At 74.1% G+C, this 14,030-nt stretch carries 11 protein-coding genes; 7 read left to right on the top strand and 4 right to left on the bottom strand.

Translation table 11 applies throughout. The annotated features are described in order from the left end of the window. Positions 1–108: 108 nt before the first annotated feature. The gene (locus tag AZE13_RS00745) at positions 109–663 is read left to right on the top strand and encodes a hypothetical protein (RefSeq protein WP_258527515.1); all 555 of its coding nucleotides are present in this window, start codon (positions 109–111) and stop codon (positions 661–663) included. 39 nt (positions 664–702) lie between these two features. Here the strand turns inward: AZE13_RS00745 and AZE13_RS00740 are convergent, their stop codons facing one another. Continuing rightward, positions 703–2,028 carry a cation:proton antiporter gene (locus AZE13_RS00740; protein ID WP_066925437.1) on the bottom strand — a complete coding sequence of 442 codons (1,326 nt, stop codon included), beginning with the start codon at positions 2,026–2,028 and terminating at the stop codon, positions 703–705. Positions 2,029–2,514: 486 nt separating this feature from the next. Here AZE13_RS00740 and AZE13_RS00735 point away from each other — a divergent pair, with 486 nt between their 5' ends. Both AZE13_RS00735 and AZE13_RS00730 read left to right on the top strand, forming a co-directional pair. Then, positions 2,515–3,915, top strand: coding sequence for a chloride channel protein (locus AZE13_RS00735; protein ID WP_066925434.1), 1,401 nt, complete (start codon positions 2,515–2,517; stop codon positions 3,913–3,915). Positions 3,916–4,031: 116 nt separating this feature from the next. Continuing rightward, positions 4,032–4,211, top strand: a complete 180-nt coding sequence (locus AZE13_RS00730) for a hypothetical protein (protein ID WP_147264584.1) — start codon at positions 4,032–4,034, stop codon at positions 4,209–4,211. Between the two features lie 178 nt (positions 4,212–4,389). On the opposite strand, the gene AZE13_RS00725 is transcribed toward AZE13_RS00730, so the two are convergent. Together AZE13_RS00725 and AZE13_RS00720 are read right to left on the bottom strand one after the other, a co-directional pair. Beyond that, entirely contained in the window at positions 4,390–7,812 is a 3,423-nt protein-coding gene (locus AZE13_RS00725) for a sacsin N-terminal ATP-binding-like domain-containing protein (protein ID WP_079123563.1), read from the bottom strand. A gap of 200 nt (positions 7,813–8,012) precedes the next feature. Next, entirely contained in the window at positions 8,013–8,918 is a 906-nt protein-coding gene (locus AZE13_RS00720; protein ID WP_066925428.1) for a DUF3027 domain-containing protein, read from the bottom strand. A gap of 467 nt (positions 8,919–9,385) precedes the next feature. Between AZE13_RS00720 and AZE13_RS00715 the strand changes: the two genes are divergently transcribed. From AZE13_RS00715 to AZE13_RS00700, 4 genes are all read left to right on the top strand, one after another. Then, entirely contained in the window at positions 9,386–10,984 is a 1,599-nt protein-coding gene (locus AZE13_RS00715) for an MFS transporter (protein ID WP_066925425.1), read from the top strand. A 127-nt stretch (positions 10,985–11,111) separates the two neighbouring features. After that, positions 11,112–11,615: a hypothetical protein gene (locus AZE13_RS00710; protein WP_066925422.1), complete on the top strand. Its 504-nt coding sequence runs from the start codon at positions 11,112–11,114 to the stop codon at positions 11,613–11,615. A 38-nt stretch (positions 11,616–11,653) separates the two neighbouring features. Further along, a complete protein-coding gene (locus AZE13_RS00705) occupies positions 11,654–12,616 on the top strand; it encodes a futalosine hydrolase (RefSeq protein WP_079123562.1) in 963 nt (320 codons plus the stop codon). 46 nt (positions 12,617–12,662) lie between these two features. Beyond that, positions 12,663–13,514, top strand: a complete 852-nt coding sequence (locus tag AZE13_RS00700; protein ID WP_066927024.1) for a 1,4-dihydroxy-6-naphthoate synthase — start codon at positions 12,663–12,665, stop codon at positions 13,512–13,514. 58 nt (positions 13,515–13,572) lie between these two features. On the opposite strand, the gene AZE13_RS38940 is transcribed toward AZE13_RS00700, so the two are convergent. Then, positions 13,573–13,956 (bottom strand): cold-shock protein, encoded by a 384-nt coding sequence (locus tag AZE13_RS38940; RefSeq protein ID WP_066925419.1) that lies wholly within the window; start codon positions 13,954–13,956, stop codon positions 13,573–13,575. Positions 13,957–14,030: the final 74 nt, after the last annotated feature.

Here is a 14,030-nt window from a genome sequence, read left to right as displayed (position 1 = left end):
TGATCAGCCAAGGGGGTGTGAGGACGGATACGGCCCTCTGCGAGCATGAAGCGGGAGGAAGAGCGGGAGGAGGGAAGGGCTTTGAGGAGAGGGGAGGGGAGGCGCACCGTGTCACATCAGCAACAGCAGCAGTCGGACGACGACTCCGAGCCGACCTGGGGTTCCATGCCCCCACGCGAGAAGGCGCTCGCCGCCTTCGGCATGACCGGACTGGGCCTCGGCGTCCTCGCTTTCGTCGTCCTGGCGCTGCTGCTCGGCGTCCTCGTCGTCGCCGCGGTCTCCCGCGGCCTGATCGAAATCGACGGCCCTGGGCCCCTCATCTGGGCCGCCGTGCTGTGCCTGCCCTGCGGGCTGCTCGCCTCGGTCCTCACTCTCCCGCTGCGCCTGCTCCTCCGCCTCGTCCCCGTCTCCACCGCCCTCTCCCGCTCCTTCTCCCTGTCCCGCTCCCCCTCCCTCTCTCCGAAGGCCCGACGCGGTGCGGAGGCGCTCCTTTCCCTGGTGAGCACCTTCCTGGCCGCGCTGTTCGTCGCAGCCTTCACCCCGGGGCTGCGCGTCCAACACCCCTGGCTCCCGGCTCTGTTGGCCGCCCTTCTGGTGGCCCTGGCCAACGTGGCCGTCGACCGCTTCTCGCACGCTCGTCAACCGCGGCCCTCGTCACGGTGAGAGCCGCGCGGCCCTGGGGCCGGTCCCGTACGTTCGCGCTCAGCGCGACTGGGGCGGCGTCGCGGGGCCGGAGGACTGTTCGTGCCGCGACCCCCGGGGCGCGGGCAGCGGCGGCGACGGGGGCGCCGTGTCGGCCCTGGCGCTGAGGAGGCGGGTGAGGGGGGCGACAGCGGCGGTGGTGAGGAGTGCGATGAGCACGAGCATGGTGAACAGCTTGTCGCCGATCAGCCCGGCCTGACGGCCGATGGCCAGGACGACGAGTTCCGTCACACCACGGCAGTTGAGCAGGACACCGAGCAACCCCGCCTCTCCCCAGGCGGCACCGAATGCGCGGTGGGCGAGGGCCGCACCGGCGAACTTGCCCGCGCAGGCGGCGAACAGCAGGATGCCCACGCTGAGCAGGCCGAGCCCACTGAGGGTGGTCAGATCGGCGGAGAGGCCGGTGACCACGAAGAACGCGGCCAGCAGGATGGCCCCCATCTGCTGGAACGGTGCGGCCACGGCGGCTTGGGTGGCAGGGTCCAGGCGCGGCAGGGCGACTCCGAAGGCGAAGGCGCCCAGGGCCGCGTGGACACCGATCCAGGCGGTGGCACTCGCGGAGAGGAAGAGCCCGGCGCAGACGGTGGCCAGGGCGAGGGAGTGGTGCTGGACGAGGTCGATCCGTACGGCGAGGCGGCGCAGCAGAGGGCGTACGAGGAAGGCCATGACAAGGCCGTAGACGGCGAGTTCGGCGGCCGTACGGGCGAGCTGCCCCGTGCCGCCGCCTGTTCCCAGGGCGATGACGACGGTGACGCCGCACCAGGCGAAGATCTCGCCCACGCCCGCTGCCGCGGTGGCCGTGGTGCCGACCGGTGTGGTGTGCAGCCCGTTCTCGTGCAGGACGCGGGCGAGTACGGAGAAGGCGGTGATGGACAGGGCGGTGCCGACGAACAGGGAGAAGACGAGCGGGTGAACCCCGCGGGCGGGGAGGGCGGGGTGGATGGCCTGGACGGCGTAGGCGACGACGCTCGCACACAGCAGGGCGAGGGCCATAGATGAGGCGGAGACGGCCACGACGGCGCGTCCGCGTCCGCGCAGGGCACCGAGGTCGAGTTCCCACCCTGCCGCGAACAGGAAGAAGACGATGCCGATTTCGGCGACGACGCCCAGGTAGGGGCGGACCTCGTCGGGGAAGAGCAGGCGGGGCAGGTCGCCGGGGAGCTGGCCGAGGACGCTGGGCCCGAGCAGGATGCCGACGGCGATCTCGCCGACGATGACCGGCTGGCGCAGCCGTCTGCACAGCGGTACGAGGGCGATCCCGCACAGCAGGATCACGGCGAGGTCGATCAGAACCACGACGGGGGCGGGCGCATGGGAATGGTGCATGGGTGTGGGGTCCCCTTCACAGTGGTGCCGCGGATCGCAGGCGGCGGAGGCCGCTCATGCGGTGCGGCGGCCACGCAGGACTGTGTCCGATGCATATGACCTAGAGAGGATTGCCTGATTCACCGCGCTTCCGCCGTATTCCCGGTAAAAGCCCGAGTGATTTCTACCTGCCGGGTTGCGCGTATGGGAGCGGCCGTTCCCCTGCCGTCACTCCGTTCGCCGGCCCTCGCCCGTTCACCGGCCCTCGCCTCGTTCGCCGGGCCTCGCCCCGTTCGCCGGCCCGGCCGACGTACGCCCAGGTCTCGCAGACGGCGGGACTCCCGCACGTCGTACGCGTCGCGCACCGCACCACCTTTGCCCCCGCGCGCCATGGGCGGTGGCGCGATCCGAATGCCCCAACTCCACCCCCGGCAGACCCCTTCGGCCTGCCGCGCACCTCCCGCACACTCTCCGTGGCGTTCTGCGCAAGGATGAGGGGACACCCGCATGGACAGCTTCTCGGCACCGGTCGGCCCGTCGTACGAACCCCGCCACGGACCGGACGGACAGCCGGCACCACCGCACACCGGACAACCGCGGACACCGCCGCTCAACACCGAGGAGCCGGCGCCGCCCGCCCCCGGCAACGGGCTCATATCCCGGCTGCGTTCCCTCCCTTGGACGCTGTGCGGGCTGGCGCTCCTCACCGGAGCCGGTACGGCCGTCGGCGCCGCGGGCGTCACCGGCCTGGTCACCGCCCTCACCGTCCTGTTCACCACCTCCCCGGACGGACCGGCCGAGCCCACGCCCGTCCTCCTGCTCACCCCCGTCCTCGGCGGCCTGCTCACCGGGGCCCTGGTCCACGGCCTCGCACCGGGCACCAGCGGCATACCCGATCTGCAGCACACCGTCCGGCACGGCACGCGCATCGACCCGGCCGGGCCCCTCGCCCGCGCACTCGCCGCCGCCGCGACCATCGGCTGCGGCGGCTCGCTGGGCGCCACCGGCCCCGTCCTCCACCTGGGCGCCGCCCTCGGCTCCTGCCTGCACACGGCAGGCTCCCGCCTGGGAGCCGCCATCGCGGCACACGGCCGCCTCCTGGCGGCCTGCGGAGCGGCGGGCGGTATCACCGCCGTCTTCCACGCGCCGCTGGCCGGCCTGCTGTTCGCCATCGAACTCCTCGGCATCACCGGCGCCACCGCCCTCGCCGCCACCGCGCTCGCCACCACGGCGGCCACCGCCGCCACCGCCCTCCTCCTCGCCCCCGCTCCCCTGCTCGACCTGCCGCTCGCCGCACCGCCGCACCCGGCCGCCTACGGCTACGGCCTGAGCGCCGCCCTGGGCCTGCTCGCCGCGACGGCAGCCGCGTGCCTCCACCGCCTCCTGCTCCTCGTCCGCCGAACCTGCGCCACCGCCCTGCGGGCGAGCCGGCTGCCCACCTCGCTCCACCCGGCCTGCGGCGGACTCCTCCTCGGCGCGATGCTCCTGCTCCTGCCTCAGCTGTACGGCACCGGGCTCGCCGTCATCGGACCCGCCGCACACGGCAGGTATCCGGCAGAGCTCCTTCTCCTCCTCCTCTTCGGCAAGGCCCTCGCCACCTCGGTCACCCTCGGCATCGGCGGCTCCGGTGGCCTGCTGGCGCCCTTGCTCTGCCTCGGCGGCCTCCTCGGCACCCTCTGCGGACAGACCGCCGCCGTCCTGCTCGGCCAGGACGCGATGGACAACGCCGGCCTCTCCACCACGATGGGCATGGCCGCCTTCGTCGCCGCCGCACTCCGCGCCCCCGCCACGGCGACGCTCCTCGCCCTCGAACTGAGCGGCTACTACGCCCTCGCCCTCCCCACCGCGGCAGCCGCCCTCACCGCATCCCTCACCACCCGCCTCCTCTTCCCCACCCCGCACACCTGAGCCGCCCGTCACAGGAGCGGCACTGAATGCTGGGGTATCCGAGAACAGCGATGCACAAGGGCACCAGCACCAGCAGCAGTTCCGCTCGGACACGGACGTTCATCACCCGTGGGATCGTGACCGCTACCGCTCTGACCGCCGAGGACGCCATGGCCCCCTCCGCCACCGCCGAGGACCACATCCGGTTCCTCACCCAGGGCATCCACGCGGCGTACGAGGTCGACAAGCAGCGGGAGACCGACCGCGCCGCCGGGCCGGAGGTCAAGGCGGCGGCCGCGCGCGTCGGCGGAGGATGACGCGGCCGCCTGGCGGGAGTTCATCAACTGGGAGAAGAGTTCACGGCGACCGTTGTGGCGATCATGCAAGGGTCCGGCGTAGAAGTGTCCCTACGGCAGTCAGGGTAATTTCACCGTCGGGGCCCCGTACCGGACGGGGCCCCTCGTCCTCCTCGCTCTCCTCGTCCTCCTCGGCCCGTCAGTCGAACCAGCGGGCCCGGGCCATTTCGTCCCCCCGGTCCGGGGATTCCAGGAGGGCCGCCACCTCGAAGCGGCGGGGCCATTGGGCGGTGGCCCAGGAGAGGCCGGCGGCCACGCCCTCGACGGTGGCGGCGTGGAGGGTGCCGTCCGGGGTCCAGCGCCAGTCGAGTTCGGTGGTGGCGGCAGCGCCGTCCGGGGCGTCGCCCACCAGGAGTTCCTCGTGCTCCACGTACGACGTGGGGGTGCTGGGGCCGAGGAGTGTCCGTACGGGGGCCGGGACTTCGTGGCGGACGCCCTCGGAGCGGACCTCGGCGGGGAGCGCCTCGCTCAGCCGCCGGACCTGCAGGAGCTCCGCCAGGTCGGCGGCGCGTTCCGGGCGGACCGGGAGGAGCGGGAGGTGGGCCGCCAGGGGCATCAGGTCGGGGGCGTCGGCGATGACGGCGTCGGCCGCGTCGACCACCTGGATGTCGTGGCCGAGGACGGCACGGAGTTCGTCGGGGAGGGTGACCTGGTCGGGATCGAGGTCCGTCAAAAGGCCGTAGAGCGAGTGGAGTTGGGCGGCGGTCACGGGCCGGGACGGGTCGGCCAGGCGGGCGAGGAGTTCGGCGGCGCCGCCCGGTTCGTCGAGCAGGGCGGCGACGGAGGTCCGGACTCCGAGGGCGCGCAGGACCTGGGCGTCGACGTCGCCGGCGTCCGCGGACTCGTAGAGCCCGGACAGCAGGGGGTCGCCGCTCGCCGAGCGGAGGCCGGCCGGACGGCGGCCGTCCAGGACGGGGTGACCGCGCAGCCACCAGGCGGTGTAGGGGCGTACGGAGTCGGTGGTGCCGTCGGGCAGGAGGACGCGTACGGGTGCGGTGAGCGCGTCGCGCAGGGGCGGCCGGGAGAGCATGGCCAGCACCTGCGGCCAGGCGTCGTCGTCGACGAGGTCGAGGTCGCGGACGGCGACCAGTTCGGTGAGGACGGGCGGGACCGGGGTCTCCGGGAGGGCGTCGAGGAGGTCTTCGCACCAGACGTCGACCGCGTCCAGCAGACCTACGTCGTCCGGTTCGGCGAAGTCGCCGTCCCGCGGCTCCATTTCGTCCGGGTCGAGCACCACATCGGTGGCGCGTACGAGGGCGAAGTCGGCCAGCACACCGACGGCGGTGAGGGGCTGTTCGCCCCACCGCGCGGCCAAGTCGGCGTCACAGGCCGCCAGTTCGCCCGGACGGATGACGCGCTCGAAGGCGCTGCCCGGGTACACCAGCTCGCCCGCGGGCGCCGGCTCGCCGTCCTCGTCGGGGAGGGCGAGGGCACCGAGCCAGGGCTCGTCGCCGGGGGACAGGTTGGCGTCGCGGACCAGCGCGAGGACGGTGTCGGCGAGTTCCTCGGCGCCCAGGGAAGCGCCCGGCACGGCACCGCCCCCTGGGGCGCGGTCGAAGTCTTCGGCGAGGACGTCGTAGGCGTCTTCGTCGGCGTCGAGGGAGTGGGCGACGGCCGCGCGGACCTGGGGAGTGTTGAGGACAGCCCGGGGCGCGGCCGGGGTGGCGCCGAGCTTCTCCAGGAGCGGGTGGACCGCGTCGGGGTGGGCGACCTTCAGCCCGAGCCGGGCGAGCGTACGGTGCCGGGCCGCGGCCTCCGTGTCCGCGGCGGGGCCGCCGCCGGGCAGAGGAAGGAGGACCTGGCGCGGGCCGATGGTGGTGCGTACGGTGCCGTGCTCGCCGCCGGGCCCCTGGGCGGCGGTGCCCGCCAGGGGCACCGGCAACCCGCTGAGCCGGTCGGGGTCGGTGCCGGCCAGCGCGTCGTAGAGCCGCCACCACCAGCCGGGAGAGCGCTCGACGCCCGCCAGCCGGTCGATCATCTCGCCGAGCGGCACCCGGGACACGCCCAGCGAACGGAGCTCCGGGCGTCGTTCGAGGCCTGCGGGGAGGAGGCTGGGGAACAGCTCGGCCAGCACGGCGACGGCCGCGGCGCCCGCGCCTTCCCACAGCTCCGCGTCGACGGGGCGCAGTACGTAGCGGTCGGCCGCGCTCTTGTCCTGGTCCCACTCCGCGGCGCCCTCACCCAGGGCCCACTCCTCGGCGACTTCGGCCTGGGCCCACTCCGCGGCGTTCTCGCCCGCGTCCCCCTCCTCCCGCTCCGCGGCAGGCTCCCCCAGGGCCCCGGCGAGGGCCGGCGAGGCCTCGGGCCGCACCGCCTCCCCCGCGCTCGGCAGGAACCGTACCCGCGGCAGCAGTTCCAGCACCTGGCGGCGCAGCTCGCTGTCCAGGCCGCCCTTGCCCAGCGGGCCCGGCACCAGGTCGAGGGTGCCCACCGACACCGGACGCCAGTCGGCCAGCAGCGTCGCGTACGTGGCGGCCGCCCGGCCGGTCAGGAAGTCCGCCAGGGCGCCCGCCGCTACATGACGGCGGGTCGGCTCCAGCGGGAAGGAGGCGATGAGGAGGGCGGGCAGGGCCAGCGGTTCGTCGGTCGGGGTGGGTGCGTGCACCACCGGCGCGGTACCGGGCCTGGCCGGCGCGCCCTCGGCGTCCACCGGCACCGCCCAGGTCACCGTCCAGAACGGCCGCAGCCGCTCCTCGACGGGCCGGTCCGCGAGCAGCGCCGGGTCCAGCGGCCCGCCGTCGCTCACCACCCGCCACCGGGTGGCGCCCCGCTCACTGTCCTCGATCAGGACGTACGGGCCGTCCTGGCGGCGCCTCAGCTCCCGTACCCCCTCCGGGGTTTCGACGATCACCTCGGCCAGCCCCGGCAGGGTCAGCAGCAGCGCCGCGTCGATCCCGTCCAGCAGCCGCTCGGCGAGGTCCTGGGCCGCGATGTCGCGCAGCGGGAGGACGACCGCGGTGTCGTAGCCGTCGGGGGCGGTGCCCTCCGCGGGCAGCGGGAGCCGCAGCAGCGGCACATGCCCGTCGCGGCGGCGCAGTTCGCCGCCGAGGCCGGGGCTGTGCGCCGCCACCGCCTCGGTCATCTCGCGGGCCTCGGCGAGCGACCACCGCACCCCGCCGGTACGGCCCACCAGCGCCGGCTCGTCGCTGACGGACAGCACCGCGGCGAAGCCCACGCCGAACCGGCCCACGGCACCGGCCGCGATGCTCGGCTCCCGCTTGGCGGAGGCGCGCAGCGTGGACAGCGACTCGACACCGGTGGCGTCCAGAGGGGCGCCGGTGTTGGACGCGACGAGGACGGCGGGCGCGCCGGCGTCGGCCGGGTGCAGCGTCAGCCGGAGCCGTCCGGGGACGCCGGCCCGGGCCGCCGCGTCGGCCGCGTTCTGCGCCAGCTCCACGGCGAGGCGGTCGCGGTACCCGCCGAGCGCGAGGTCCTCCTCCGCGTTGGCGTCCTCCCGGAACCGGGCCGGTGACGCGGCCCAGGCGTCCAGTACGCCGCGCCGCAGTCGAGCCGTCCCGAACGGGTCTCCGGCTGCGCCTCGCACCCACGACGTTGCGGTCACGTGTCTCGTCTCCCTCGTCCGTCTCCTTGCCACAGACGGTATCGCCCCACGTCGTCGGCCGAGCCAGGGCGGGGGTGCAGTTTTCCGGCCTACGGCCGGAGGAGCGCGGAGAGCTGAAGAGGTGCCGGAGTGGGCGGAGCAGCGGGAAACGTCAGGGATGCGGACAACAGCAGGGATACGGACAACGGGGGCCCAGCCCCTCAGCTGTGGCCCAGTTCCTCCGCCGGGCCGGCCTCCTCCACCGAGCCGCCGTCCCGTTCCGGCCGCAGGGTCAGCGGTTCGACGACCGTCTCGTCCACCACCGGCGGCGCCGGCCGCGGCGGCTTCGGCATGACGGCCGCCTCGGAGTGCGCTCCGCAGCCGTACGCGAGGGAGACGACCCGGCCGTCCGCGGGGGAGAACTCATTGGCGCAGACGCCGAAGGCCTGGCGCAGGGAGCCGGTGAGGGGGGCGAGGAAGCCGCAGGTCATGCAGGTGGCGGGGGCCGCCTGGGCCATGGGCGTCTTGGCGCCGTAGGCCTCTTCCCAGCGGTCGGCGGCGGCGTGCAGTCCGTAGCGGGACAGCACCCGTGCGCGCCGCATGCCGAGCTCCTCGGCGACGTCCGCGATACCGCCCCGGGCAGGCGTGGGCTGGATGGCGGGCGAGCCGGGGAGGACATCCGCCTCCTCCGTGTCCGCGACGTCCGCGGCCATGCCCTCCGCGACGGCGGAGTTCGGCGGGGGGCTGTCCTCGCCGGAGAAACCGGGCTCCAGACGCAGGTCGTCGGACTCGGTGGGCAGCAGGTCGCCGGGGCCCATGTCGCCGGGGCGGAGCCGCTCGCTCCAGGGCACCCACTCCGGCGCGAGCACCGCGTCGGGGCCGGGCAGCAGCACCGCCTCGTCGAGGGTGACGATCTTGGCGCGGGAGGCCCGGGCGACGGTCACGGCCCAGCGCCAGCCGCGGTAGCCGGGCTCGTCGGCGGCGAAGAGGTGGGTGACGACGCGGTCGCCGTCGGCGACGGCCCCGAGGTGCTCCCCGACCACGCCGGGGAGCGCGACGTCCTGCGCCGCGGTCCGGGCAAGGTCGACCGCCTCGGCGCACAGGCGGTCGGGGGTACGGCTTCGCATCGCAGCACTCACAAGAATCGTTCTCTCTTCTACGCCGTCTCACGAGTGCGCCAGCCGGAGCGGTCCTTGTCGTTCCGGACGACCGGCGGGACGGGGGCGGGCGGAGCGGACCGTGGGACCGCGTCGACGTCCGCGCCCGATCGGTTCGGCCGAGCGCACCTCATACGAACCATTCTGCGGGATCGCGGACGGTGATGAGACACGCGGCCAGTTCCGACCGCCGGTGGCGCGTTACACACGCTACCCCTTCACGGGTGTACGACTCCCCGGCGGGAGCGGCAAATGGCAGCGGGAACCGCGACCGGAGGGCTCGGAAGACCCGGAAGAGACCCGGAAGGCTCGGAAGACTCGGAAGGCAGTGGCAACGGCGGCCAGGCGGGGCATCGCGTACGGCATCCCGTAGGACAGATAGGAGAAACCACCCTCTCCTGGGCGAGTTGGGGCGCACGGTGGGGCACTATGACCAAGTGTCGGCACGGCAGCCTCCCCGGGCGTCGCGGACGTCGAAGCGGGGCGGTTTCGGGGACGGCCGGGTCCGTCGGGCGGGCCGGGCGGTCGGCCGGGCGCTGCACCGGCCGTTGGCCCGCGCGGCCCGCGGGGTGCGGCGCGCGACGCATGCGCAGGGCGCGGGCGAGTCGGGGCTCGCCAAGCTGATCGAGCTGCACGCGGTGAACGCCGTGGGCGACGTGATGATCACGGTCGCGCTGGCCTCGACGGTGTTCTTCTCGGTGCCGACGCACGAGGCACGGGGCCGGGTGACGCTGTATCTGGCCGTGACGATGGCGCCGTTCGCGCTGCTCGCGCCCGTGGTCGGGCCACTGCTGGACCGGCTGCCGCACGGCCGTCGGGCGGCGATGGCGGGCGCGATGCTGGCCCGGGCACTGCTGGCGCTGACGATGGCGGGCGCGGTCGCCACCGGGGGGCTGGAGCTGTATCCGGCGGCACTGGGGGTGCTGGTGGCGTCGAAGGCGTACGGCGTGGTGCGCAGCGCGGTGGTGCCGCGGCTGCTGCCACCGAGGATCTCGCTGGTGAAGGCCAATTCGCGGGTGACGCTGGCGGGGCTGCTGGCGACCGGCGTCGGGGCGCCGGCCGGGGCCGGGCTGCATCTGATCGGGCCGCACTGGCCGCTGTACGGGGCGTTCGCGGTCTTCGTGGCGGGCACGTTCCTGTCGTTCTCGCTGCCGCACAAGGTCGATTCGGCGAAGGGGGAGGGACGGGCCCGGCTGGCGTCCCATGAGGCGGCGTCCCAGGAGGCCGCGTCCCGTGACGCGGCGCCCCAGGAGGCGGCGTCCCGCGGGGAGAAGTGGGTCGGGGAGAGGTGGGTCGGGGAGAGGTGGGTCGGGGAGAAGTGGGTCGGGGAGAGGTGGGTCGGGGAGGAGGAAGCGGGGCGTGAGGAAGCAAGGCACGAGGAGGCAGGGCATGAGGAGGCGGGAGCCCGGCGCGGTCGGCGGCCGAAGCCGGGGCTGCGGTCGGTGGGGCCGTCCGTCCTGCACGGGCTGCAGGCGAATGCCGCGCTGCGGGCGCTCTCCGGATTCCTGACGTTCTTCCTGGCGTTCCTGCTGCGCGAGCACCCGCTGGGCGGGCTGAGCCCGGCCGTCTCACTCGGGCTGGTGGCGGTGGCGGCCGGCACCGGCAACGCACTGGGGACGGCGGTCGGGGCGTGGCTGAAGGCCCGGGGGCCGGAGCCGATCATCGCGGGGGTACTGGGGCTGGCGCTGGGCGTGATGGTGCTCGCCGCGGTGTTCTACGACGGGATGGCGGTGGTCGTGGTGACCGCGGCGGCGGCCACGGCGGGGCTGTGCCAGGCGCTGGCGAAGCTGTCGCTGGACGCGGTCATCCAGCGCGATGTGCCCGAGGCGGTACGGACCTCCGCGTTCGCCCGGTCGGAGACGGTGCTGCAGATGTCGTGGGTGGTGGGCGGTGCGCTCGGGATCGTGCTGCCGCTGATCGGGGAGCTGGGGATGTCGGTGGCCGCGGGGCTGGTGGCGCTGGGCGCCCTGCTGGCCGTACGGGGGCTGCTGAGCGCGGCCCGGCACGGGGGCGGGCCGACGGCGCGAGTGGCATGACGGCCGGCCCCGGAGTGCGACGGCGGCGAACCCGGAATGCGACGGCGGTGGGACCCGAGTGCGATGGGCGGCGCGGCACGCCGTACCCGCGCGTGGCGTGGACCGGGGCGCCAGATAGCCTGCCCGTATGACCGCTGCGTTGATCTCCTGGGGCAAGGGCCGCCGCGCCGCTGCCGCCATCGGTGCCGTGTCCCTGGGTCTCATCACCCTCTCCGCCTGCGAGAAGCCGACCTCGCTCGCGACCGTGTCCGTCGGTTCGACGACGGTGACGGCCGAGGCCACGCCCGGCTGCGACGGCGAGGGCAAGGAACTGTCGCGGAAGGACATCGCCGCTTGCATCACCAAGAAGGGCGGCAAGACGATCACCGTCCACCCGGGTGAGAAGGTGCGTGTCGGCGTCGACCCGGACGTCGCCAAGTCCGGCTGGGTCGCCATCGGCGCGGGCCCCGTCATGGAGGAGCCCAGCAAGCAGACGTACCGCAGCTTCGACGCGGACACCCTCTTCATGCAGCGGGACCCGGTCACCGGCCAGCCGTCGTACAAGAAGGACGTCACCCTCCAGGTCGCGGAGATCGGCAAGGGCGAGGGCCCCAAGACGATGTGGCACTTCACGCTGCAGCGGAAGGGCTGAGCACGGGCCGACAACCGACGGGCTGTGGGGGCGTTCTGATGCGGATTCTCGTAGTCACGGCGGTGGCCGCCGAGCGGGATGCGGTCGCTGCCGCGCTGGACGGTGGCGAGCCGGATCCGCTGCCCGGCGGCTACGAGCTGCTGCGGTGCGCCGGCGACAGCGAGGACGGCGAGGACGAGCCAGTGGCAGTGACGTCGGACGAGGCAGTGGCAGTGGCGTCGTTCGATGTGCTGGCCGCCGGTGTCGGCCCGGCCGCCGCGGCCGCCGGCACGGCCACCGCGCTGACCGCCGCCGCGCTCTCCGGGCAGCCCTACGACCTGGCGGTCTCGGCCGGTATCGGCGGCGGCTTCGCCCCCGGCCTCAGCGCGGCGCCACCGGGGAGCTCCCCGTCCGGCGCGCCCCTGGGCTCGGTGGTGGTCGCGGAGGCGATCGTCGCGGCGGACCTGGGCGCCGAGACTCCGGACGGCTTCGCTCCGGTCACCGAACTGGGCTTCGGCACGGTGGTGCACCGGCCCGACCCGGCGCTGGTCCGGGCCGTCGCCACGGCGGCCGGCGCGGCCATCGGCACCATCATCACGGTCTCCACGGTCACCGGCAGCGCGGAGCGCGCCGCCGAGCTGGCGGAACGTCACCCGGGCGTGCTGGCCGAGGCGATGGAGGGCTTCGGGGTCGCCGAGGCGGCCGCCGCGCACGGTGTGCCTGTACTGGAGGTCCGTGCGATCTCCAACGCCGTCGGCCCGCGCGACCGCGCCGCCTGGCGCATCGGCGACGCCCTCGCCGCGCTCACCGGCGCCTTCCGTACGCTCCGCACGGTCCGCCCGCTCCGCCCGCTCCGCCCGCTCCGCGCGCTCCCGGAAGACCTGACGACCGCGGCCGCCGCCCCCCTGAACACCACAGGTCCGGCCGATGGTCCTGACACCGCATATCCGACCGCCGTCCCCGGCACCGCAAGTCCGGCCGACGGTCCGGCCGCCCCCGGATCCGCCCCGTCCCACCCCTGAGGAGGCCCCCGTGACCCGGCCCGTCATCCAGCCCGTGGCCCAGCCCGTGACCCGGCCGCTGGACATCGCGTACTCGCCGTGCCCGAACGACACCTTCGTCTTCGACGCGCTGGCGCACGGCCGCGTCCCGGACGCGCCGGAGCTCGCGGTCACCTTCGCCGATATCGACCTGACCAACGGGATGGCGGAGCGCGGTGAGTTCGACGTCCTGAAGGTGTCGTACGCGGTGCTGCCATGGGTCCTGGAGGAGTACGCGCTGCTGCCCTGCGGCGGGGCGCTGGGGCGCGGCTGCGGGCCGCTGGTGCTGACCCGGCAGCAGGGGACGGCCGCGGACCTGGCCGGCCGACGGGTCGCGGTACCCAGCGAACGGTCCACCGCGTACCTGCTGTTCCGGCTGTGGGCGGCGGCCGAGGTACCGGGCGGTGTCGGGGAGATCGTGGTGCTGCCGTTCCACGAGATCATGCCCGCCGTCCGGGACGGCCGGGTCGACGCGGGCCTGGTCATCCACGAGGCGCGCTTCACCTACCAGAACTACGGCCTGGTGTGCCTGGCCGACATGGGCGAGCACTGGGAGCGGACCGCCGGGCTGCCGATCCCGCTCGGCGCGATCATCGCCAAGCGGTCACTGGGCGAGCGGACGCTGCGCGAGCTGGCGGCCGCCATCCGCACCTCCGTCCGGATGGCCTGGGACGACCCGGAAGCGTCCCGTCCGTACGTCCTGGAGCATGCGCAGGAGATGGACCCGAAGGTGGCCGACCAGCACATCGGGCTGTATGTGAACGAGTTCACCGCCGGCCTCGGAGAGGACGGCTATGCCGCGGTGCGCGGGTTGCTCACCCGCGCCGCGGCCGAGGGGCTGGTGCCGCCCCTCGGCCGGGATGCGCTGAAGTTTGTCTGATTTTCTGTGACCGGCCGAGCCGGTTCAGCGGCCGGACTGGTTCAGATGCCTAACCGGCTCACACGTCGAGCTGGTCGGCGACCGCGCGCAGCATGCCGGCGATCTTCGCCCCGTGCGCCTTGTCGGGGTAACGGCCACGCTCCAGCTGCTGGGTGACGTTCTCCAGAAGCGTGGTGAGGTCCTGAACGATCGAGGCGAGCTCATCGGGCTTACGGCGCTGGGCCGCGGCGACCGAGGGGGTCGGGTCGAGGAGCATCACGGACAGCGCCTGGTCACCGCGCTGCCCTGCGACGACGCCGAACTCGACACGCTGGCCAGGCTTGAGCGCGGCCACGCCGTCGGGCAGCACCGACGAGTGCACGAAGACGTCGCCGCCGTCATCGCGGGAGAGAAAGCCGAAGCCCTTCTCGCTGTTGAACCACTTGACCTTGCCGGTAGGCACGTCTGTCCTCGTCCTCGTACTCGTTGGAAAATCTGGTGGGAATCCGGTGGAAATCTGGGCTGGGTCTGCCGCGG

The sequence above is a fragment of the Streptomyces sp. NBRC 110611 genome, assembly GCF_001590865.1.
Lineage (GTDB): Bacteria > Actinomycetota > Actinomycetes > Streptomycetales > Streptomycetaceae > Streptomyces.
Note: the sequence above shows the minus strand (reverse complement) of the source record. Positions and strands in the feature narration are given on the sequence as shown.

Excerpts from the sequence above, each read along its gene's own strand:
- AZE13_RS00740 (WP_066925437.1), bottom strand. The coding sequence starts at position 2,028 with ATGCACCATTCCCATGCGCCCGCCCCCGTCGTGGTTCTGATCGACCTC.
- AZE13_RS00735 (WP_066925434.1), top strand. The coding sequence starts at position 2,515 with ATGGACAGCTTCTCGGCACCGGTCGGCCCGTCGTACGAACCCCGCCAC.
- AZE13_RS00720 (WP_066925428.1), bottom strand. The coding sequence starts at position 8,918 with ATGCGAAGCCGTACCCCCGACCGCCTGTGCGCCGAGGCGGTCGACCTT.
- AZE13_RS00710 (WP_066925422.1), top strand. The coding sequence starts at position 11,112 with ATGACCGCTGCGTTGATCTCCTGGGGCAAGGGCCGCCGCGCCGCTGCC.
- AZE13_RS00705 (WP_079123562.1), top strand. The coding sequence starts at position 11,654 with ATGCGGATTCTCGTAGTCACGGCGGTGGCCGCCGAGCGGGATGCGGTC.